The 22,003-nt window shown below is 63.3% G+C and carries 13 protein-coding genes; 8 read left to right on the top strand and 5 right to left on the bottom strand.

The features are described 5' to 3' along the window. Nucleotides 1–16 precede the first annotated feature (16 nt). Together ACTHN1_RS03305 and ACTHN1_RS03300 are read right to left on the bottom strand one after the other, a co-directional pair. Nucleotides 17–2,494, bottom strand: a complete 2,478-nt coding sequence (locus ACTHN1_RS03305; RefSeq protein WP_440469543.1) for an acyl-CoA dehydrogenase — start codon at nt 2,492–2,494, stop codon at nt 17–19. Next, nucleotides 2,491–3,465 (bottom strand): alpha/beta fold hydrolase, encoded by a 975-nt coding sequence (locus ACTHN1_RS03300; protein WP_440469542.1) that lies wholly within the window; start codon nt 3,463–3,465, stop codon nt 2,491–2,493. Before ACTHN1_RS03300 ends, ACTHN1_RS03305 begins: the two co-directional genes overlap by 4 nt. 144 nt (nt 3,466–3,609) lie before the next feature. On the opposite strand from ACTHN1_RS03300, the gene ACTHN1_RS03295 reads away from it, so the two are divergent. Beyond that, complete coding sequence (locus ACTHN1_RS03295; protein ID WP_440469541.1) at nt 3,610–4,209, top strand: TetR/AcrR family transcriptional regulator; 600 nt, start codon at nt 3,610–3,612, stop codon at nt 4,207–4,209. On the opposite strand, the gene ACTHN1_RS03290 is transcribed toward ACTHN1_RS03295, so the two are convergent. Genes ACTHN1_RS03290 through ACTHN1_RS03280 form a run of 3 tightly spaced genes read right to left on the bottom strand, consistent with a single transcriptional unit; the run spans nt 4,196 to nt 5,943 of the window. Then, nucleotides 4,196–4,657: a hypothetical protein gene (locus tag ACTHN1_RS03290; RefSeq protein ID WP_440469540.1), complete on the bottom strand. Its 462-nt coding sequence runs from the start codon at nt 4,655–4,657 to the stop codon at nt 4,196–4,198. The two genes, ACTHN1_RS03295 and ACTHN1_RS03290, sit on opposite strands and share 14 nt — an antisense overlap. A 15-nt stretch (nt 4,658–4,672) precedes the next feature. Then, nucleotides 4,673–5,503, bottom strand: coding sequence for a DUF2145 domain-containing protein (locus ACTHN1_RS03285; protein ID WP_440469539.1), 831 nt, complete (start codon nt 5,501–5,503; stop codon nt 4,673–4,675). Further along, nucleotides 5,500–5,943, bottom strand: a complete 444-nt coding sequence (locus ACTHN1_RS03280; protein ID WP_440469538.1) for a hypothetical protein — start codon at nt 5,941–5,943, stop codon at nt 5,500–5,502. Before ACTHN1_RS03280 ends, ACTHN1_RS03285 begins: the two co-directional genes overlap by 4 nt. A 105-nt stretch (nt 5,944–6,048) precedes the next feature. Here ACTHN1_RS03280 and ACTHN1_RS03275 point away from each other — a divergent pair, with 105 nt between their 5' ends. The 7 genes from ACTHN1_RS03275 to ACTHN1_RS03245 all read left to right on the top strand — a co-directional run bounded on the left by ACTHN1_RS03275 (nt 6,049) and on the right by ACTHN1_RS03245 (nt 21,979). Further along, the gene (locus ACTHN1_RS03275) at nt 6,049–6,792 is read left to right on the top strand and encodes a helix-turn-helix domain-containing protein (RefSeq protein WP_440469537.1); all 744 of its coding nucleotides are present in this window, start codon (nt 6,049–6,051) and stop codon (nt 6,790–6,792) included. A gap of 185 nt (nt 6,793–6,977) precedes the next feature. Continuing rightward, nucleotides 6,978–8,765: a phosphoenolpyruvate carboxykinase (GTP) gene (locus ACTHN1_RS03270; protein ID WP_440469536.1), complete on the top strand. Its 1,788-nt coding sequence runs from the start codon at nt 6,978–6,980 to the stop codon at nt 8,763–8,765. 255 nt (nt 8,766–9,020) lie between these two features. Next, on the top strand, nt 9,021–12,071 hold the full coding sequence (locus tag ACTHN1_RS03265) for a TonB-dependent receptor (RefSeq protein ID WP_440469535.1): 3,051 nt from the start codon (nt 9,021–9,023) through the stop codon (nt 12,069–12,071). A 90-nt stretch (nt 12,072–12,161) separates the two neighbouring features. Beyond that, on the top strand, nt 12,162–13,745 hold the full coding sequence (locus ACTHN1_RS03260) for a tetratricopeptide repeat-containing sulfotransferase family protein (protein ID WP_440469534.1): 1,584 nt from the start codon (nt 12,162–12,164) through the stop codon (nt 13,743–13,745). 267 nt (nt 13,746–14,012) lie between these two features. Next, nucleotides 14,013–17,033, top strand: a complete 3,021-nt coding sequence (locus tag ACTHN1_RS03255; RefSeq protein WP_440469533.1) for a TonB-dependent receptor — start codon at nt 14,013–14,015, stop codon at nt 17,031–17,033. A gap of 253 nt (nt 17,034–17,286) precedes the next feature. Beyond that, nucleotides 17,287–20,322, top strand: coding sequence for a TonB-dependent receptor (locus ACTHN1_RS03250; protein WP_440469532.1), 3,036 nt, complete (start codon nt 17,287–17,289; stop codon nt 20,320–20,322). Between the two features lie 82 nt (nt 20,323–20,404). After that, complete coding sequence (locus tag ACTHN1_RS03245) at nt 20,405–21,979, top strand: tetratricopeptide repeat-containing sulfotransferase family protein (RefSeq protein WP_440469531.1); 1,575 nt, start codon at nt 20,405–20,407, stop codon at nt 21,977–21,979. Nucleotides 21,980–22,003 lie beyond the last annotated feature (24 nt).

Here is a 22,003-nt window from a genome sequence, read left to right as displayed (position 1 = left end):
CGTGGCAGACGCGGGTTCAGGCCGCCGCGCGGGACTTGTCGCCCGGCTGGTGCCGGTCGTAGTAGCTGGCGGCGCGCAGTTCGTGCGGGTCGAAATCGTCCACCGTGATGGTGTCCAGCGTCATCGCGCGCAGTTCCTCCAACTGCCTGCGCTCCTCGGCGGTGATCCAGCCTTCGCGCACGCCTTCATCCAGCTGGCTGGCGAAATCCAGCGCTTCGATGCCCTTGGTCTTCAGCGCCTTCAGGAACTTGCGCTCCACCGGTTCGGCCAGCACTGCCTTGGCCAGGTAGCTGTTGATGCGGCCGGCGGGGTTGTTTTCGCAAGGCGTGGTGAACACGCCCTTGGCCAGACGGTCGCGCGCCTCGTTGGGGGTCATCAGCAGGGCTGCGGCACGATGGCCGAGGCGATCGCCCGGTGCATGCGCGCGACGGCCCCACGGGAAGATCAGCGCCCACATCAGCCAGCCGACCGGACGGATCGGGAAGTTGCGCAGCGCCGCCGACAGCGACAGCTCGATCTGGTGCACGCTGTCATGGAAGGCCCAGGCCAGCAGCGTGCGATCCGCCGCCGGTGCGCCTTCGTCGTGGTAGCGCTTGAGCATCGCGCTGGTCATGTACAGATGGCTGAGCACGTCGCCCAGGCGGCCGGACAGCGACTCCTTGAATTTCAGCTTTCCGCCCAGGGTCAGCATCGAGATGTCGGCCATCAGCGCCAGGTTGGCCGAGTAGCGATCCATCTTGCGGAAGAACCGGCGGGTGTAGTCGTCGCCCGGCGCCGCGCCGATGCGCGAGGCGGTCAGGCCGAACCAGAACGAGCGCACCGCGTTGGAGATCGCGTAGCCGATATGGCCAAACAGGTTGCGATCGAACTCGTTGGTGCCGGCGACGGTATCCGGGTTCTGTGCGGCCTTCATTTCCTTCAGCACCCACGGATGGCACAGGATCGCGCCCTGGCCGAAGATCAGCAGGCTGCGCGTCATGATGTTGGCGCCTTCCACGGTGATCGCGATCGGCGAGGCCTGCCAGGCGCGGCCGACGAAGTTGCGCGGGCCGAGGATGATGCCCTTGCCGCCCACCACGTCCATCACGTCCTTGACCACATCGCGGCTCATGTTGGTGCAGTGGTACTTGGCGATCGCCGACGGCACCGCCGGCTTCTCGCCACGATCCACCGCCGCCGCGGTGGCCTGCGACAGCGCGCTGATCGCATAGGCCTTGCCGGCGATGCGGGCGAGCGCTTCCTCGACGCCCTCGAAGCGGCCGACCGACAGGCCGAACTGCTTGCGGATGCGCGCGTAGGCGCCGGTGACGACCGCGCCCAGCTTGGCGCCGCCGCTGGCGGTCGAGGGCAGGGTGATGGAGCGGCCGATGGACAGGCATTCGCTGAGCATCCGCCAGCCTTCACCGATGCCCTTTTCCTCGCCGATAATCTGCGACAGCGGCAGGAACACTTCATGGCCGCGCACCGGACCATTCTGGAACGGCGAATTCAACGGGAAGTGGCGGCGACCGACTTCCACGCCCGGGGTTTCGCGCGGCATCAACGCCAGGGTGATGCCGAGGTCGCGCTTGTCGCCCAGCAGGCCGTCCGGGTCGTACATGCGGAACGCCAGGCCGATGATGCTGGCGACCGGCGCCAGGGTGATGTAGCGCTTGTCGAAGGTCAGCTTGATGCCGACCACCTTGGCGCCGTCCCAGTCGCCTTCGCAGACGATGCCGTAGTCCGGAATCGAGGTGGCGTCGGAACCGGCGAACGGGCCGGTCAGGCCGAAGCAGGGGACTTCGCGACCGTCGGCCAGGCGCGGCAGGTAGTAATCCTTCTGCTGCTCGGTGCCGTAGTGCATCAGCAGTTCGCCCGGTCCCAGCGAATTGGGCACGCCGACGGTGGAGCTGACCACGCTGGAGACGGACGCCAGCTTCTGGATCACCTTGTGGTGGGCCAGCGCCGAGAAGCCCAGGCCACCATAGGACTTGGGAATGATCATGCCGAAGAACTTGTTCTTCTTGATGAAATCCCACATTTCCGGCGGCAGGTCCGCATGGACATGGGTGATTTCCCAGTCATTGGTCATCCGGCACAGATCTTCCACCGGACCGTCCAGGAACGCCTGCTCCTCGGGGGTCAGTTCGGGCTTGGGCTGCGACAGCAACTGGTTCCAATCCGGGTCACCGGAGAACAGTTCGCCTTCGAAACCCACCGAGCCCGATTCCAGCGCGATGCGCTCGGTCTGCGACAGCGGCGGAAGGATCTTGCGGTAGAAGGTCAGCAGCGGCGCGGTGATCAGCGGCTTGCGGATGGCCGGAATCAGCAGCGGCACCGCGATCAACGCGACGATGATCGCGGCGACGATCGTCGCGGTGTGATTGGCGCCCATCAGCCAGCAGGCCACCAGCAGGGTGGCGGTGATCGCGGCCCAGTAGGCAAGCCGCAAGCGGTGGTAGGCCGCGAACGCGCCCGCCAACAGGAAGGCGAGGAAGGGGGCAAGGATGCTCATGGACGTGCTCCGGTTGCGGATCCGCCTGCGGCGGACGATTCGGTGGGGGCTGACGCGAAGGAAGCCTGGGATGACCGCAGCTCGGCCAGATACTCGAGTACGGCGGCGGTGAAGGTGTCGTTGTCGTCGCCGGCCACCATGTGGGTGGCGTCCGGCAGATGGACATGATGCGCGTGGGGAACCAGCGCGCGGAATTCCTCGACGGTCCTTCCCGACACCAGGTCGCTGCGCCCGCCGCTGATCAGCAGGATCGGGCAGCGGATGCGGCTGGCCGCCTCGGCCAGGGCGTCCTGGTGCTGCTCGCTGTCGCGGGCCAACTCGTCGATCAGGCGGGGATCCCAATGCCAGTGCCAGCGGCCCTTTGCGTTCTGGCGCAACAGCGCGCGCAGTTCGTCCGGCGACTTGCGGTTGCGGCGATGGGGCAGGTACGCGGCGATGACGTCGCTGGCCTGTTCCGGTGATTCGAAACCATCGGGAAAGGCGGTCATGAAGCCGAGGATGCGCTCCAGGCCGGCCGACTCCCAGCGCGGGGTGATGTCGACCAGCACCATCGCCCGCAGCAGGCCGGGCCAGCGCGATTCGGCGATCAGGCCGAACAGACCGCCCATCGACGCACCCACGAGGATGGGGGCCTGCGCCTGCTCACCGGCGACGATGATCAGATCGTCGGCGAACTGCTCGCCGGCGTAAGCCAGATGGTCGGGGTTGCGCTGCGAGTCGCCATGTCCGCGGGCGTCATAGGCCAGGCCGGCATAGCCCTTCGCGGCGAGCGCCTGCGCGGTCCGGGTCCAGGCATGGCGGGTCTGGCCAAAGCCATGCGCGTAGATCAGCGCGGGTTCGGGCTGCAGGGATCCGGGGGAAGCAAACCGGCTGGCCGCCAGCCGCAGGTCCCCGGCGCCGGTCAGGCCGAGCGATTCGCCGACACCGGACAAAGGGGAGAGGGACGCAGCAGGGGAGTGAGCGTTTACCATACGGACTAGTATGGGCATGCCCGTTTAGAGCAGTCAATCGGTCGTCATCAACTCGTCCCAACGCAAGCATTTGATTTGCCGGCAGTTTTGCTGCGTTGCAGCAAACGTACTCCAACAAACTTCGCCGTATGGTTAAATGGGGACATGACGACCTCCAGTCCCGACCCTGCCCCCGCCACGTCTCCGCGCAATGCCCGCCTCAGTGCCGAGGACTGGGCCCAGGCCGCGCTCGATCTCATCGCCGAACAGGGCGTGTCCGCCGTCGCGGTGGAACCTTTGGCGCGACGTCTTGGTGTGACGAAAGGCAGCTTCTATTGGCATTTCCCCTCCCGCGACGCCTTGTTGCAGGCCGCGCTGGAACGTTGGGAAGCGGTGGAGCAGGAAAGTGTGTTCGGCAATCTGGAAAAAGTGCCGGATCCGCGCGAGCGGCTGCGCGCTCTGTTCCAACTGGTCGGCCACGAGGTCAAGCCGCACATCATCTACAGCGAACTGCTGAAAGCCCTGGATCATCCGGCCGTGCAACCGGTGATCGATCGCGTATCGCAGCGGCGCCTGGAATATCTGATGGCCTCGTTCCGGCAGGCGGGGTTGGCGCGCCAGGATGCGATCCATCGTGCCCGCCTGACTTACGCGGCTTACGTGGGATTCCTGCAGCTCTCACTGCAGCTGCAGCAACCCCGCATGACCCATGACGAGTTCGAGGCCTATCTGGAACACGTCATCTCCACGCTCATTCCGACCTGACGGCGGCGGCGAGGCGGGTTTCGACACCGGACTCCTCCGCGCGGGGCGTCGCGGTCCGTTTCATTTCCGACAGCCGGACCACGACGTACGCGAGCAGCGCGATCACGAAGAATGCCAGCAGCATCCAGGCGATGCCCTGCAGTGTTTCGATGATCGTCCGGTAGACCTCCAGCAGCCAGCGCTCGGGCGTGAGCGCGATGATCCTGGCCTTGTCGGCTTCCGCCCACTGCGGCGCGGTGATGTAGCGCTCCAGCTCATCGATTCGCACGCCCGAGGACACGCCGACGACCAGGATGGCGAACTTCATGTATCTGCGCCACGCGTCGCTGATGCTGTCGGCGATGATGCGATCCAGGATGCTGCCGATGGGGCGGTAGAATGCGCGGCTGACCAGCCACGACACGATGGCGGCCAGCAGCAGGGTGACGGCGAGCAGGGTCAGGAACATATGTCCTCCAGTGAGTCACGCCGGACCGGGCGTGGACATCCGGCGACCATGCCGCCATTCCTCCACGCGCGCGGTGTATCCGGCCTTGTCGAAAAAGCGGAATATCGAACGCACGGTGATCACCGGATAGTCGCCTGACAGGCGGGTCGCCACCGGATGATCGGTGAAAGCCACGTTGGCGCTGAACAGTCCGCCCAGAACCCGCTTGGTGTAGGGGATGCCGACGATGTCGGGCACGAAGCCGCCCGCCCGGGCGAGGGCGTATGCATCGACGCGATCCTTCACCGGGCGCGTGGCCTGCGCGCTCGCCATCACTTCGACCAGCCAGGCGGTCGAATTCTGGTAGTCGCGGCTGCCCGGCCGGGCGATGAGGTTGTAGTGGGAATTGTGCAGATTGCCGCGCGGCATGTGCGCCAGGTACTGGCTCAGGCGGCGCGCCACGTCCGGCGTGAACCAGACGATGCGCAGATCCTGGTTGACCAGATCGTCGGAAAAGAAATCCACCAGGCCCTGCGCGTAGAGACCCGACCGATCGCTGCCGCATTCATTCAAGAGGTGCACGACCGTCCAGCGGCCGTCCGGATGATCGCGCAGCACGAAACCGGCGTGGCTGTAGACCAGCCCCTGTTTGGACAGGTCGGTGCCCACGCGTGCGATGAGCGCGACTGAAGCGTCGGCGGCCTCCAGGGCGTCGACCGCCCGCAGCGCGGTCGCGGCCGCGGCGTCGAGTTGCTGTGGCGAAGGATGGCGCGCGGCGCACCTCGCGCCCGCCCAGGCGGTTGAACCGGCAAGCGACGCGAGCACGAACAGGCTCGCGCGCAGCACGAAAGCGGGCAGGCGGGTCATGGCTCCAGCTTCCGGCTATGGATGTGCGGGCGGACGCGGGGTTCCGGGATGAAGGCCAGTACCTTCTCGCCGACTTTCAGCAACAGGCCGGCCGAACCCATCATTACCTTGCCGATCGAAGTGCCGGGGTGACCCGAGATGAAGCTGAAGTCCGGCTCGATCAGGACGGTGGTCAGCACCGAAATGGTCACGCCGCTGGCCACGATGGTGACGACGGTTCCTCGTGCCACGGTCTGGATGGCGACGACGGAGAAATGGCCGCTGGCCCGCAGTGCTTCGAACGCCGCGATCGGCACCTGTACCGAAGCCTCGAGGCTGGCGCCGGAGGCCTCGCTGAGCGTGCGTGACTGGGGAGGCGTGGCCTGGGCCCGGGCACCGAGCGTGAGCGCCAGCGGCAGGCAGGCAATGACGACCAGGCGGCGAAGCGGATGCGATGTCATGAGGGTCCTCCTGGCGCCGGAGCCTGCCGCTGCTTCCGAGGACTGTTCAACCGGAATTGACGAGGTAAGCTTCTACGGCACGGAAAGTATAGGAATCCGCTACCCATGGCCGTATCCCTCGAACTGGTCGACGCCCTGAAGCGCTGCCTGCGCGCGCAGGCCATGACATATCGGGATCTCGCCGCGCGGATGAAGATGAGCGAGGCGGCCATCAAGCGGATGTTCTCCCGCCGTGCGATGAGCCTGCAGCGCCTGGAACAGATCTGCGAGGTGCTGGACGTCGGCCTGGCCGAACTCAGCGCCGAAGCGGCGCGCGGCCGCAAGCCCATGGCGCAACTGGAAGCGGCGCAGGAACAGGCGCTGGTGAAGGAGCCGGCGCTGTTGATGGCGCTGTTCCTGACGCTCAACCGCTGGCGGCAGGAAGACGTGCTGGAACACTTCGGGTTCACCCCCGCGCAGTGGACCGGCCTGCTGGTGAAACTGGATCGCCTCGGCATCATCGAACTGATGCCCGGGAACCGGACGCGCGCGTTGACCGCCCGCAATTTCCGCTGGCGCGCCGACGGTCCGATGGAGCGTTATTTCCGGCATACCCTGCTGACCGACTACTTCGCCGATGCCTTCGACGGGGAACAGGATGCGTTGCTGCTGCTCAGTGGCAGCCTCAGCATCGATGGCATCAAGCAGCTCCGGCAGCGGCTGGAGGAAGTGGCCCGCGAGTTCGACGCGCTGCTCGCCCGCGATGCCACCCTGCCGGCGTCCGACCGCATCGGCGTCAGCCTGGTGCTGGCGCAGAAGCCGTGGCTGCTGCAACTGTTCAATCCCTACCGGCGATCACGCAGCGGCTGAGCCCGCCTAAGCCCATTCGGGCACGGTACCTATCTATATGTTTCTGACCAGGGATGGCCCCTGAGGGGGCTGGCGTGCCGTTGCGGGCAGGACACGGCCTGACCTTCCTGAATCCGATTCGGCGTTCTCCTCGTCATCGGGACCGGACATTGGTATCATTTTGGTCTCTTTTCCGAGGGCTAGGCATGAACGCAGCGGTCGACGTTTTCAAATCGCAGGATTCCCGGGGATGCCGGCTGGAAGCGCTGAATGCCTGGGTGGCGGAAGTCGCCGCCCTGACCCAGCCGGACCACATCCACTGGTGCGATGGCAGCGATGCCGAGAACGCCGCCCTGATCGCCCGCATGCAGGCGGACGGCACGCTGCTGCCGTTGAACCACGAGACCCATCCGCACAGCTGGCTGCACCGATCCAGCCCCAACGACGTGGCCCGGGTCGAGCACCTGACCTTTGTCTGCACGCCCGGGCGCGACGATGCCGGCCCGAACAACCACTGGATGGCGCCGGCCGAGGCGCATGCGAAGATGGACGCCCTGTTCGCCGGCTGCATGCGCGGACGCACTCTGTACGTGGTGCCGTACTGCATGGGCCCGATCGAGTCGCCGCTGGCGCGTTGCGGCGTGGAAATCACCGACTCGCCGTACGTGGTCGCGAACATGCGGATCATGACCCGCATGGGGGCAGCGGCGCTGGCGCGGATCGAGCGCGAGGGCAGCTTCGTCAAGGGACTGCATTCGATTGGCGAACTGGACCCCGAGCGCCGCTTCATCATGCATTTCCCGGAAGAGCTCACCATCAAGAGCTATGGCTCCGGCTATGGCGGCAATGCCTTGCTGGGCAAGAAGTGCCACGCGCTGCGCATCGCCTCGCACCAGGCGCGCCAGGAAGGCTGGCTGGCCGAGCACATGCTGATCGTCGGCATCGAGAACCCGCAGGGGCAGACGCACTATGTTGCTGCGGCGTTCCCCTCGGCCTGCGGCAAGACCAACCTGGCCATGCTGATTCCGCCGGAAGGCTACCGCCAGGCCGGCTGGAAGGTCTGGACCGTGGGCGACGACATCTGCTGGATGCGTCCGGGCGCCGACGGCCGTCTGTACGCCATCAATCCGGAAGCCGGTTTCTTCGGCGTGGCACCGGGAACTTCGGACAGCTCCAATCCCAACGCGCTGGCCACCATCAGCCACCACACCATCTTCACCAACGTGGCGGTGACCGACGACCAGGAGCCGTGGTGGGAGGGACTGGACAAGCGCACGCCGGCGCTGGACTGGCAGGGGCGTCCGTATGACTCGGCCAACGGCCCGGCCGCGCACCCGAACTCGCGCTTCACCGTCTCGGCGCGGCAGTGCCCGAGCTACTCGCCGCGCGCCGAGGACCCGCAAGGCGTGCCGATCTCGGCAATTGTGTTCGGCGGCCGGCGAGCTTCGCTGGTGCCGCTGGTGTTCGAGGCCCGTGACTGGACCCATGGCGTGCTGGTCGGAGCGGCGATGGGCTCGGAGACGACGGCAGCGGCCACGGGCGCCGTCGGCGTCATGCGTCGCGACCCGATGGCGATGAAGCCGTTCTGCGGCTACAACTTCGCCGATTATTTCGCTCATTGGCTGTCGTTCGACCAGGCCGGCGCGAAGCTGCCCAAGGTCTTCCACGTCAACTGGTTCCGCAAGGGCGACGACGGCAAGTTCCTGTGGCCCGGCTTCGGCGAAAACCTGCGGGTGCTGGAATGGATGATCAAGCGGGTGGAAGGGCTGGCTGATGCCGTCGAGACGCCGATCGGTCACCTCCCGCGGGCTACCGACCTCAACCTGGACGGCGTACCGCTTTCGCGGGAGGCCGAGGCGAAGCTGTTCGGTTTCGACCCGGAAGGCTGGCGCGCCGAGATCGAGAGCATTGGCGCCTACCTGGAGGAATTCGGGGAACGGATGCCCGGGGCGCTGAAGGCGGAGCAGGCTCGGATCGCGGCGCGATTGGGCTGAAGCCCGCACACGGGATATCCGGAGAGGGCCGCGAGTGCGGCCCTTTTTCGTTGGGCCAGACTTTGTTTTTCCGGCGTATTTTTATTTACAGTTCATCAAAATGAATAGGGCAAGTAATTGATTTACAAGGGCGCATAACTCTTTCTTAATGAGAAAATTTACGTTACTCTTCGGTTCACAGGCATGTGAGGCCTGTCACTTCGGATTCCGGGCCTTTTGGCACCGGCCGTTTACAAACTCAAGAGAGAGAGACAAATGGGTTCCAGTTACTTGTCGAAAGGCATCAAGCGCACGGCCCTGAGCCTGGCCTTGGGCGCCTGCTTCGTGGGTGGGGTACAGGCGCAGTCGAACTCGGCCGGTGCCATCACCGGTCGCGCGATCGACGGCGACACCATCACCATCGTCAGCCCGGACACCGGCTTCACCCGCACCATCAACGTCAGCGGCGACGGCAGCTACCGTTTCTCCGCCCTGCCGACCGGTAAGTACACGATCACCCGCAAGGCCGCCGATGGCACCTCGTCCAGCCGCGACATCACCGTCACGGTCGGTACCGCCGCGAATGTCGACTTCGCCCGCGCGGCGCAGGCTTCGGGCGGCGCGACCACCCTGGATGCCGTGCAGGTGGTTGGCACCAACGCCATCAACCCGATCGACGTCTCCTCCGTGGAATCCACCACGGTCCTGACCTCCGAGCAGATCGCCAAGATCCCGGTGCCGCGCAACATCACCGGCGTCGCGCTGCTGGCGCCCGGCACCATCAAGGGCGATGCCGCGTTCGGCAACCTGGCCTCGTTCGGTGGTTCGTCGGTCTCGGAGAACCAGTACTACGTCAACGGCTTCAACATCACCAACACCTTCAAGAATCTGAACTTCGCGCAGATTCCGTTCGAAGCGATCGCCGAGCAGCAGATCAAGACCGGTGGCTACGGTGCGGAATTCGGTCGTTCCACCGGCGGCGTGATCAACCTGATCACCAAGCGCGGTTCGAACGAGTTCCACGCTGGCGGCAACGTGTTCTGGGAACCGGAATCCCTGCGTGAGACCACCCCGAACTACTACTGGAACAACGGCCAGCTGATTGCCGACAATTCCAAGGACAAGGGTTGGGAAGCCACCGCGTCGGTTTGGGCCAGCGGCGCGCTGGTGAAGGACAAGCTGTTCGCGTATGCGTTGCTGCAGTATGGCCGCAACGAGACCAATGCCTATCCGGGCACCGAGAACGGCCTGAGCTTCCGCTCCCTGAACAACACCCGGACCGAACAGAAGTCGCCCACCTGGTTGGTGAAGCTGGACTGGAACATCACCGACGACCATCTGCTGGCGCTGACGGCGTTCTCCGACAAGCGCAAGAACGAACGCAGCTACTACCGCACCAACTTCGGTGATGCCGCCTCCCCGACCACCAAGCCGGGTCGCGGCAACTACATGGGCACGGTGTACAGCGAAGAGGGTGGCGACAACTACTCCCTGAAGTACACGGGCTACCTGACCGAGAACTTCACCCTGTCGGCCCTGGCCGGCCACGGCGAGTTCACCCGCACCAACTACGCTCGTGAAGCCGACGGTACGGTCATCCGCTACAACGGCAACCTCAATGAAGTCGTGGGCGGTTGCCCCGTCATCACCAGCAGCCGCAACTGGCGCGCCAACAACGGCAACACGCCGCCGCCGGCGTGCTTCATGCAGGGCACCCTGACCCGCGCCGATGCCAAGGACACGCGTGATCAGTTCCGTCTGGACGCCGAGTGGATTCTGGGCGACCACATGCTCCGCTTCGGCTACGACGTCGACAACTTCGAAACCGTCGATGGCGGCGCCTACTCGGGCAACTACCAGTACCAGTACAACTCCAACCTGAGCGGTACCAACCAGTTCGTTCGCCGTTTCAACATCCGTCAGGGTTCGACGGTCAAGGTCGATCAGGAAGCGTTCTACCTGGAAGACACCTGGAACATCACGGACAACTTCCTGGTCTACGGCGGCGTTCGCTGGGACAGCTTCGAGAACAAGAACGGCCTGGGCCAGACCTACGTCAAGATCGACAACCAGTTCGCTCCGCGCCTGGGCTTCTCGTGGGACGTGAACGGTGATTCCTCGTTCAAGATCTTCGGTAATGCGGGCCGTTTCGCACTGCCGCTGACCGCCAATGTCGCCGTGCGTGGCGCCAGCGCCTCGATCTACGAGTTCCAGGACTTCACCTACACGGGCATCGACCCGGAAACCGGTATGCCGCTGGGTATGGCGCCGGGCGGACAGTATCCGGAACCGTTCTATGCCAACGGCGAGACCGGTGCCGCGAAGGATCCGCAGAGCATCGCGTCCACCAACCTGAAGCCGATGTATCAGGATGAGTTCATCCTGGGCTTCCAGGCGCAGCTGACGGATCACCTGTCGGCCGGTGTGCGTGGTGTGTACCGTGAGCTGAAGCGCGCGATCGACGATACCTGCGACTACAGCCCGATCGTGGAGTGGGCTGTGGCCAATGGCTACGACGAGGGTGATGTGCATCCGGGCAACGCGTCGTTCCCGTACTGCCGCCTGTACAACCCGGGCAGTGATGGCGTCTGGAACATCGACGTCGACGGCAACGGCACCATCGAGAATGTCCGCATCGCCGCTGACCAGCTCGGTCCGAAGGCCAAGCGTTCCTACAGCGCGCTGGAATTCTTCTGGGAAGGCGCGTGGGATCGCTTCTTCCTGCAGGGTTCCTATACCTATGCCAAGAGCAAGGGCAACAGCGAAGGCGGCGTGAAGTCGGATATCGGCCAGGCCGACACCGGCACCACCCAGGACTTCGACTACCCGCAGCTGATGCTGGGTTCGTTCGGCTACCTGCCGAATGACCGCCGTCATACCCTGAAGCTGTTCGGCAACTGGGAAATCACCGACGAGTGGTCCGTGGGTGGCAACCTGCTGGTCCAGTCCGGCCGTCCGGAGAACTGCTTCGGCATCTACGGCAACGACCCGGTGAACTACCGTGTGGCCTACTTCTCCTGCGACGCCGGCGAGCCGACCAGTGGACGTGACAACGGCACCACCATCGTCGAGCGCGGTACCGTGGGTCGCACGCCCTGGACCACCACGTTCGATCTGAATGTCGCCTACCGCCCCGCGTTCGCGGACGGGAAGCTGGCGTTCAAGGTTGACGTCTTCAACGTGTTCAACTCCGACAAGGCGACGTCGGTGGACGAAGAAGGTGAAGACGATCTGGGTAGCCCGGCGGGTGCACGCAACACCTACCTGACCCCGCTGTCCTGGCAGACCCCGCGTTCGGTCCGCTTCATGGTGCAGTACGACTTCTAAGCAACACGGAAGTCTGGTTCAACGAGACGGCCGCCCTTGGGCGGCCGTCTTGTTTTGCTCTATTCTTCGGCTTTGTCCAGGGAGCCCAGCGTGCAGAATCAGGATATCTCGGCCCATGTCCAGCGCGGGCGCCAGGCCATGATGGAGCGTCGCTTCGATGATGCGCGCGCCATCTACCAGCAGATTCTCGCACTCGACCCCGCACAACCACGCGCTTGGCTGGCCTTGTCCGCACTGGCACAAAGCCAGGGCGACTTCAGGGAATCCGTACGCGCAACGCGTTCCGCGGTGCAGGCCTGGAAACGAAGTGGAAACCAGCAGTTCATCACCGAACTCAGCATGCGCCTGCTCGTGCTGGGGGAGTACAAGGAAGCCCGGGATCTCATTTCATCGGCGGACTGGTCCGACCCCGTCATCCTGCGTTACAGCATGGGGCTGGTGCAGTACCTCGGATTGACCGAGGCGCACGCGGAGGCGCTGGAGCTGGCCGACTTCGCGCTATCCCGAATTGAAAATGCACCTGCCGTGCTGCTGTACGCCCGCGCGAACGCGCTGCGGCACCTGGGCCGGATGGATGAAGCCGCGGCTGCCTATGAGCGATGCCTTGCGCTGGATCCACTGCATGCCGAAGCGCATTGGGCGCTTGCACACCATCAGAGGAGCAATCCTCCGGGGGCACGCGTCGCGAGAATCCGCAAGGCAATCGCACATACTCAACACACGTCGGAAGATGCCGTCTACCTGCAATATGCCTTGTTCAAGGAACTGGATGACGCCGGAGACACGGACGAAGCGTGGCGCGCGCTGGAGAAGGGGGCCTCGCTGAAGCGCGCTGGCATCCGCTATGTTGAAACGGCGTACCAGCAGGGTTATCAAGGTTTGCTTGATGTTTGCGGCAGTGCGTTCTTCGAGCAATCAAGGCAGCGCTCCGATGCCTTGCCAGTTTCGGGGCATGTCCCTCTGTTCGTGGTGGGATTGCCGCGCAGCGGCACAACGTTGTTGGAACGGATGCTCGGCAACCATCCAGAAGTCAGGCTGGCGGGGGAACTCAATGATTTCCCGCAGCAACTGGCGTGGGAAGCGAACAGGTTCGTTGGAGAGGCCCCCGAGCCCGAGATGGTCCGCGCCGGCAAGATTGATTTTTCTTCCCTTGGGGACGGCTATCTGGAGCGGACGGCCTGGCGTGCGGAAGGGGGGAAGTATCTCGTCGACAAGCTTCCCAACAACATCGTCAATGCCGGTTTCATTCACCGAGCGCTGCCAGCGGCAAAGGTCATCTGTCTGCGCCGTGGCGCGATGGACAGTTGTTTTTCCACGTTCAAGCATCTGTTCTCAGGCGGTGCATACCCCTATAGCTATGACTTGGCCGAGATGGCCCGTCATTACCAGCGCTTCACGCGCCTGGCCGAGCACTGGCAGGCGCAGATGCCGGACGCGTTTCTCTGCGTGGAATACGAGGACCTGGTGGGAAGAACGGAGGAGACGCTTGCCCGGGTCGCGGCGTTCTGTGGTCTGGTCCCTCATTCCGACATGACGGCGGTCGAGCGTAATCAGGCGCCATCGGCGACTGCCAGCAGCTCGCAGATCAGGGAGGGAGTCCACTCCCGGAATATTGAAAGCTGGCGGAGATACGAAGCGCAGCTCGGCAGACTGAAGACCGAGCTCGAAGGCTGAAGAGGGCGATTCGACCGGGGGGAAATCGGCCATGTCAAGCAGGGCGTGGCTCCGTCCGCCTTGGCTGCGGGTCGGATTCCATCGGCAGGCCTTCCTTCGTAAAGTATTGATTTAATTGATTAGTTTCGTGTGCAAGCGTAATTTTCGTTCCGCTCCCGGCCGTGAAAGTTACGTTATTCTCTGGTCACCAGGCGTTTAGTTTCACGTCTGTTCAGTTCGATCGGATCCTGGGTCCGATCTTTTTTTGACTTGAGAGAGAGAGCACAGATGACTACCCATACGGGTCGCAGCTACCTTGCAAAAGGCATTCGCCGCACAGCGCTGAGTTTGGCGCTCGGCGCATGTTTCGTTGGCGGCGTTCAGGCGCAGAGCGCGGTCGGTTCGATCTTTGGTGATACCAAAGCGGGCTCGACCGTTACCATCCAGAATGGCCAGACGGGTGTGACGCGCACGATTACGTCCGACGCGACGGGCCGCTTTACGTTCGGTCAGCTCCCGCCGGGTACGTACAAGGTGACCTCCGATGGCGTCACCCGCGACGTCGTCGTCAAGGTCGGTACCGGTTCGCCGGTGAGTTTCGCGGCAGCGGCTTCGGGCTCGGCAACGACCCTCGATACCGTGCTGGTGACGGGCAGCGGTGCGATCAATCCGATCGACGTTTCGTCGGTGGAATCCACCACCGTTTTCACGGCTGAACAGATCAACGCGCTGCCGGTCGCGCAGAACATCACCGCGGTGGCACTGCTTGCCCCGGGTACCGTCAAGGGCGATAGCGGCATCGGCAACGGCAACCTGGCTTCTTTCGGCGGTTCGTCGGTGGCCGAGAACGGCTACTACATCAACGGCTTCGACGTCACCAATATCCGTAACTTCATTTCCTATGCCGACCTGCCGTTCCAGGCTATCGCGCAGCAGCAGGTGAAGACCGGCGGCTACGGCGCCGAGTACGGCCGTTCGCTGGGTGGCGTGATCAACCTGGTCACCAAGCGCGGCAGCAACGAATGGCACTACGGCGGCGGCGTGTTCTATCAGCCGAGCTGGGGACGCGACGCGGGCAAGGACGTGGTCACCCGTAGCCAGAGCGCGCTGGAGAATGGCGACATCTATTCCGCCTACCGCAGCGACAACGAGTATGAGAGCCTCAACTACAATGCCTACGCAAGCGGTCCGTTGATCAAGGACCGGTTGTTCTTCTTCGCATTGGTGGAAGGTCGCGGCGATCAGGACGACGTCTACGGCACCGAAACGTCCTATCGGGATCGCAATAACAGCCCGACCGGCATGCTGAAGCTGGACTGGTACATCACCGATGACCATCTGCTCGAGTTCACCGGCATCTACAACAAGACCAAGACCAAGCGCACCACCTACAGCTATTCCTCCGGCAAGTACGTCGGCGTCCACCAGGACAAGAATTCCGATCTGGAATTCGAGAATGGCGGCAAGGTAGGCATCCTGAAGTACACCGGCTACCTGACCGATAACTTCACCCTGTCGGCACAGGCGGGTTACCTCAAGAGCACTGACAACTACCAGACTCCGGAAGGCCTGCCGGGAGCGGAGTGCGTCCGCGCGTTCGACAGCCGCGTTTCCGCCGGCACCACGACCTACATCGGTTGCTGGAACCAGGACCAGACCTTCATCCGCGACGCGGATTTCGGTCCGGATGAAGACGAGCGCAAGGCTTATCGTCTGGATGCGGAATGGCAGTTGGGCGACCACCGCCTGCGCTTCGGCTACGACACCGAAACCTTCACCTCGTCGCACGCCGGCCAGACCTATACCGGTGGCGCTTACTGGCGTCATTTCCGTACTGGCGCGACCTCGCGCGTCGTCAATGGGGTGACGGTTGCGCCCAACACGAACTACGCGCGTCGCTGGGACAGCCGCACCACCTCTGCTGCGTATGACGTCGAAAATGTGGCGTACTACGTGGAAGACAGCTGGCAGGTCACCGATAACTTCATGGCGTACCTGGGCCTGCGCTCCGAGCAGTTCGAGAACAAGAACGCTGCCGGCGTGGCCTTCGTGAAGTCCGATCATGAAATCGCTCCGCGCCTGGGCTTCGCCTGGGACGTGAACGGCGACTCGACCTTCAAGGTGTTCGGCAACGCGGGTCGTTACTACATCCCGGTTGCGGCCAATACCAACATCCGCGCGTCCGGTGGCGAAGTGATCATCGAAGATTACTTCTTCTCCACCGGCGTCGACCTGGCCACCGGTCTGCCGATCGGCCTGGGCGCGCAGATCGGACCGACCAACGTCAACGGCACCCTGGATCCGCCGAACCCGGCCTCGATCGCCACCACCAACCTGAAGCCGATGTACCAGGACGAGTTCATCCTGGGTGGCCAGATCGCCCTGAACGATTCCTGGACCGTGGGTCTGCGCGCGATCATGCGTGAAGTGAAGAGCGGCATGGACGACTACTGCTCGCACCAGCCGTTCCTGTCGTGGGCTGAAGACAACAACAAGCCCGACATCGATATCGACTCCATTCCGAGCTGCTTCATCATGAATCCGGGCAGCGACGTCAGCCTGGCATTCGACTCGGATGGTGACGGTGTAGTGGAAGTGAACAATGTCTCCGCCAGCTACTTCGGCCTGCCGAAGTACCGTCGCAAGTACAGCGCGATGGAGTTCTTCTGGGAAGGCAGTGGTGGCGACAAGTGGTATGTCCAGGGTTCGTACACCTATGCCAAGAGCAAGGGCAACGTGGAAGGTTATGTCAATTCCACGCTTGAGCAGGATGACGCCGGCCTGACCCAGGACTTTGACCACAAGCTGTTCGAGGATGGTTCGTTCGGTTACCTGCCCAACGATCGCCGCCATACCGTCAAGATGTTCGGTACTTACCGCATCACCGACGAATGGCGCATCGGCGGCAACCTGCTGATCCAGTCCGGTCGTCCGGTGAACTGCCAGGGCTTCATCCCGCTGGACGATCCGAGCATCGGCATCGATGCCAGCAATCTGGCGCTGTACAGTGGTTCGAGCTTCTACTGCCTGAAGCCCGACGGCGTGACCCGCGAGCTGAGCAAGCGTGGCGAGTTTGGCCGCACCCCGTGGATCTGGACCTTCGACGCCTCGGTGGCCTATACGCCGAACTGGGCCGACAAGCGCCTGACCCTGCAGGTCGACGTGTTCAATCTGTTCAACCGCCAGCAGGTCACGGAATACGCGGAAGGCACGGAAACCAGCCGCGGTATCTACAATCCGAACTTCCTCAACGACCTGAACTATCAGGCGCCCCGCCAGCTGCGTTTCAGCGTGCGGTACGACTACTGATTCAGGGGTCAAGACTGGAGAAATTGACGGCCGCCCTCGGGCGGCCGTTTTTTTTCCTATTTAGTTTTGTGTTGATAACGTGACCGCTTTCAACTCTTTGATTTCAATAACTTTATTAACTGAAAAGATAATTCTGGTTACCGTTTCTGGTGTAAACATTGCGTTATTCTCGATGGGACCGGAGTTTTCATTCCGGCTAACAAGAAAACTTGCCCGGAAGTCCACGCTTCCTAAGTCTTGACGGAGAGAGCAGATGAGCAAGAGAAGTTCAGGTTTCGTTTCCCGGAGTGTCAAACGAACTGCGCTCAGCCTCGCGCTGGGAGCTTGCTTTGTTGGCGGCGTGCATGCGCAGTCCAACACGGCCGGCGCCATCGCAGGTCGCGCGAACGCGGGCGACACCATCACGATCACCAATCCCAGCACCGGTTTTTCGCGCACCATCACCGTGGGATCGGACGGCACTTATCGTTTTTCCGCGCTTCCGACGGGTCAGTACACCGTCACCAGCAGCGGTGGCGGAACTCGCAACATCTCGGTCAATGTAGGTGTCGCGGCCAACGCTGATTTCGTCAGCGGCGGCGGCGGCGCCACGACGCTTGATGCGGTGACCGTGGTGGGTAGCGGCTTCGTCAATCCGATTGACGTAACCTCCGTCGAATCGACCACGATTCTGACCTCGGAGCAAATTGCGCGCATTCCCGTGCCGCGTGACACCACCAGTGTCGCCCTGCTGGCGCCGGGTACCGTGCGTGGCGATGCCGCGTTCGGCAATCTGGCCTCGTTCGGCGGCGCGTCTGTGGCCGAGAACCAGTACTTCGTCAACGGTTTCAACATCACCAACTCGTTCCGGAGTCTGAATTTCTCGCAGGTTCCGTTCGAAGCAATCCAGGAGCAGCAGATCAAGACCGGCGGTTACGGTGCCGAGTTTGGTCGTTCGCTGGGTGGCGTGGTCAACCAGATCACCAAGCGCGGTACCAACGAGTTCCATGCGGGCGCCAATATCTTCTATACGCCGGAAGGCCTTACCGCAGAGACGAAGAGCGTCTATCTGCGCAATGGCACCCTGCGCCAGGACAATTCGCGGGACAAGGGCTGGAATGCGACGACGGCCGTATGGGCCAGCGGCGCGCTGATCAAGGACAAGCTGTTCGCCTACGGTCTGGTCCAGTATGGCCGCAACGAAGCCGAGGCCTGGGGCAACGTTCTTTCACCCAACAACACCAGCACGACGACCAAGAATCCGAACTGGCTGTTGAAGATGGACTGGAACATCAACGACAGCAATCTGCTGGAGTTGACCGCCTTCTCCGACAAGCAGAAGCAGGACGTCGACACCTATCTGAACGACATCGGCCAGGTGAATCGTCGCGACTTCCTCGGCACGCTTCACAACGAGCAGGGTGGTGAGAACTACATCCTGAAGTACACCGGCTACTTCACCGACAACTTCACCCTGTCGGCACTGGCGGGCCATGGCGAGTTCTCGCGCAGCCAGAACATCCGCACGGCGGATGGCGAGGACCTGAGTTATAACGGCTCGCTGAACCAGCGACTGGGCGGTTGCCCGTTCATCCTGGACGTGCGCCCTGCCTATCGCCGCAACATCACCGGCACCTATTACAGCAAGTGCAACATCGCGGCGGGTGCGTTGCTTCAGCGCAATGATTCCAAGGACACGCGTGACCAGTTCCGCCTGGATGCCGAATGGCAGCTGGGCGATCACCTGCTTAAGTTCGGCTACGACCTTGACGACTATGAGTCCGTCGCCGGTCAGGCGAACGAGGGTGGCCGCTTGTGGCGCTACTCCACGACCAATGGCGCCGATGGTCGTCCCAACACGGGCGACGAAGTGGACGTCGTCCGCGAGCAGGTCACGACTTCGGGCGCCAAGCTCAAGGTCAAGCAGCGCGCGTTCTATGTGCAGGACAGCTGGAACGTCACCGACAACTTCATCGCCTATCTCGGCCTGCGCTGGGATACGTTCGAGAACCTGAACGGAAATGGCCAGTCCTATGTGAAGATCGACAACCAGTTTGGCCCGCGTCTGGGCTTCTCCTGGGACGTGAATGGCGACTCCAGCTTCAAGCTGTTCGCCAATGCGGGACGCTACGCGCTGCCCCTGACACCCAGCGTTGCCTTGCGCGGTGCGAGTGCGTCGCTCTTCACGCGTCAGAACTACTTCTTCACCGGACTTGATCCCGTCACCGGTGTTCCGACCGGGCTGACGCCCCGCGGCACGCCGGGTCCGGCCTTCATCAACGGTGAAGACGGCCGTGGCAAGAACCCGCTGACGATTGCCTCCAAGAACCTCGAACCGCAGTACCAGGACGAGTACATCGTTGGCTTCCAGGCGGCATTGACCGAACACCTGACCCTGGGTGCCCGCGGTATCTATCGTGACCTGAAGCGCGCCATCGACGACAACTGCGACTACACCGCCATTCTCGAGTATGCCGAGGCGAACGGCCTGGAGCCGGTGATTCCGAATCCTGGCTTCCCGTACTGCCGCATGTTCAACCCGGGCGAGGACGCCGTTCTCGTCACGGACATCGAGGACGATGGCACCCTGCGTACCATCACCATTCCGGGTGCGCGCCTGAGCCCGAAGGCCAAGCGTACCTACTCGGCTCTGGAAGTCTTCGTTGACGGTAACTGGGATCGCTTCTTCCTGCAGGGCTCCTATACCTACGCGAAGAGCAAGGGCAATACGGAAGGCGGCGTGAAGTCGGATATCGGCCAGGCCGACACCAACGTGACGCAGGACTTCGACTACATCGAATTGACCGAGAACACCTACGGTTATCTGCCGAATGATCGTCGGCACAGCCTGAAGCTGTTCGGCAACTATCAGATCAATGATGAGTGGTCGGTGGGTGGCAATCTGCTTGCGCAGTCGGGCCGTCCGTACAACTGCATCGGTGTGCTCGATCGTGATCCCAACCGTCTCCCGGGCCAGGGACCGAGCCAGCCGCCGCCGGATGGTACCTACAACCCGCATCCGTACGGTGCTTCGTTCATGCGTTGCAACAACCTGCCGGTGCCGCGCGGTACCGCGGGCCGTCTGCCCTGGACCTATACGTTCGACTTCAACATCGCGTATCGGCCGGCGTTTGCGCCGGGTCTGCAGTTCAAGATGGATATCTTCAACGTGTTCGACACCCAGGAGCCGATTGCCTACAACGAAACGGCCGAAGATGCGGTCACCGGCCTGCCGGTGGAGACCTATCTGTCGCCCGTGGCGTTCCAGGCTCCGCGTTCGGTCCGCTTCATGGTGCAGTACGACTTCTGAGTCACGCGACCGAGCCTCATCTGCTTTGGTGTTGTTTTGCGGCCACCTTCGGGTGGCCGCATTTTTTGTATGATGCGGCCGCATGAATGCATCGATTTACGAGCTCGCGCGACGTGCCGAGCAGCATGCGGGCCAGCGCGACTGGGAAGCAGCGCGCACCCTTTATCTGGAGATACTCCGCCGGCAGCCCGATCATGCGGCGTCGCTGGTTCAACTCTCCTATATCGAGTCATTGCAGGGCCACTACCGGGATGCCCGGGAGTACGCCCTCCGGGCCGCACGGGGGCGACCCACCGAGCTACCCGTCCTCGCCGAACTGGCCAAGCGCCTGCGGACTTTCAACGAAGCCGAGGTCCTGCTGGATTGCCTGCGTGGGCTGGGCAGCCTGGACCGCATTCCGATTCCACTCCTGCTGGCCTTCGCCGCCCAGCTGAGCTACCTCAACCGGCAGGAGGATGCCCTGCGCCTGCTGGATGAAGCCAAGCGCGCGGATCCGGACTATCCGCCGACGTTGATGGCGCGTTCGCAGATCCTGACCTATCTGGGACGGTTCCAGGCTGCCGAGCAGGATCTGCAGTATTGCCTTCGGCGGGCGCCGGAAATCGCGCAGGCCTGGTGGCTGGTCTCGCGCCTGCGCAAGCAGAGCAGGGAGGCGAACCATGTGGATCGCCTGCGGCGCCTGTTGGCCGCTCCGGGCAGACGTCCCGAGGAGGTGGCGCTGCTGGCGTACGCGCTGCACAAGGAACTGGACGACATCGGGGACGTGGCCGGCGCCGGTGAGGCGCTGACACTGGCCTGCAGGGCCAAGCGTTCCACCCTGAAGTACCAGAGCGAGGAATCGCAGCGGCTCGTCGATGCCTTGATTGAGCTTCCGGTGGAGGCCGGCGCGCAACCTGTCGCGACGATCGCCGGTGATTCGCCGCGGGTGCCAATCTTCATCGTCGGCATGCATCGCTCCGGCACCACCTTGCTGGAGCAGTTGCTGGACGGCCATGGCGACATCCATGGGGTCGGGGAGCTGTATGACTTCACCAGCCAGATGCGCTGGGCCACCGACTACCACTGCCGGGGCGTGATCGACGAGACCCTGGTGCGGAAGGCGGCGGCCGGGGTGGACTATGCCGCGGCCGGGCAGGGATACCTGCAGAAGATGGAATGGCGGCTCGGCAAGGAGCGGTTCTTCACCGACAAGCTGCCTTCCAACTTCCTCAACATCGGCTTCATCTGCCAGGCGCTGCCGCAGGCGAAGATCCTGCATATGGTGCGGGACCCGATCGAGACCTGTTTCTCCAACCTGCGCGAACTGTTCTCCGACGCCAATCCCTATTCCTATGACCAGCAGGAACTGGCGTTCTATTACCGCCAGTACGAACGCCTGATGGCGCACTGGCGCGCGGCCTGCCCGGGACGGATCCTCGATGTCGACTATGGCCGTCTGACCCGGGATACCGAGGCGGTGCTGCGCGAGGTCGCCGGGTTCTGCGGTTTCGCGTTCGAGCCGGGCATGCTGGCGCTGCAGGAGCGCACCCGCGGAGTGGCCACCGCCAGCGCGGTGCAGGTGCGTGACCGGGTGGTGGCCCTGGAACGACCCAAGTGGGCGCCCTACGAGGACTACCTCCAGCCGCTGATCCGCGGATTGAAGGCCGGATCCCCTTAAACCTTTCCCGGTGGCGCGACATCC

This window comes from Pseudoxanthomonas sp., from assembly GCF_051953815.1.
Classification (GTDB): Bacteria; Pseudomonadota; Gammaproteobacteria; order Xanthomonadales; family Xanthomonadaceae; genus Pseudoxanthomonas_A.
Note: the sequence above shows the minus strand (reverse complement) of the source record. Positions and strands in the feature narration are given on the sequence as shown.

What these genes read in the sequence shown, in the direction of transcription:
- ACTHN1_RS03285 (WP_440469539.1), bottom strand. Translation starts at nt 5,503, where the DNA reads ATGACCCGCCTGCCCGCTTTCGTGCTGCGCGCGAGCCTGTTCGTGCTC.
- ACTHN1_RS03250 (WP_440469532.1), top strand. Translation starts at nt 17,287, where the DNA reads ATGAGCAAGAGAAGTTCAGGTTTCGTTTCCCGGAGTGTCAAACGAACT.
- ACTHN1_RS03280 (WP_440469538.1), bottom strand. Translation starts at nt 5,943, where the DNA reads ATGACATCGCATCCGCTTCGCCGCCTGGTCGTCATTGCCTGCCTGCCG.
- ACTHN1_RS03255 (WP_440469533.1), top strand. Translation starts at nt 14,013, where the DNA reads ATGACTACCCATACGGGTCGCAGCTACCTTGCAAAAGGCATTCGCCGC.
- ACTHN1_RS03295 (WP_440469541.1), top strand. Translation starts at nt 3,610, where the DNA reads ATGACGACCTCCAGTCCCGACCCTGCCCCCGCCACGTCTCCGCGCAAT.
- ACTHN1_RS03270 (WP_440469536.1), top strand. Translation starts at nt 6,978, where the DNA reads ATGAACGCAGCGGTCGACGTTTTCAAATCGCAGGATTCCCGGGGATGC.
- ACTHN1_RS03305 (WP_440469543.1), bottom strand. Translation starts at nt 2,494, where the DNA reads ATGAGCATCCTTGCCCCCTTCCTCGCCTTCCTGTTGGCGGGCGCGTTC.
- ACTHN1_RS03265 (WP_440469535.1), top strand. Translation starts at nt 9,021, where the DNA reads ATGGGTTCCAGTTACTTGTCGAAAGGCATCAAGCGCACGGCCCTGAGC.
- ACTHN1_RS03290 (WP_440469540.1), bottom strand. Translation starts at nt 4,657, where the DNA reads ATGTTCCTGACCCTGCTCGCCGTCACCCTGCTGCTGGCCGCCATCGTG.
- ACTHN1_RS03275 (WP_440469537.1), top strand. Translation starts at nt 6,049, where the DNA reads ATGGCCGTATCCCTCGAACTGGTCGACGCCCTGAAGCGCTGCCTGCGC.
- ACTHN1_RS03245 (WP_440469531.1), top strand. Translation starts at nt 20,405, where the DNA reads ATGAATGCATCGATTTACGAGCTCGCGCGACGTGCCGAGCAGCATGCG.
- ACTHN1_RS03300 (WP_440469542.1), bottom strand. Translation starts at nt 3,465, where the DNA reads ATGGTAAACGCTCACTCCCCTGCTGCGTCCCTCTCCCCTTTGTCCGGT.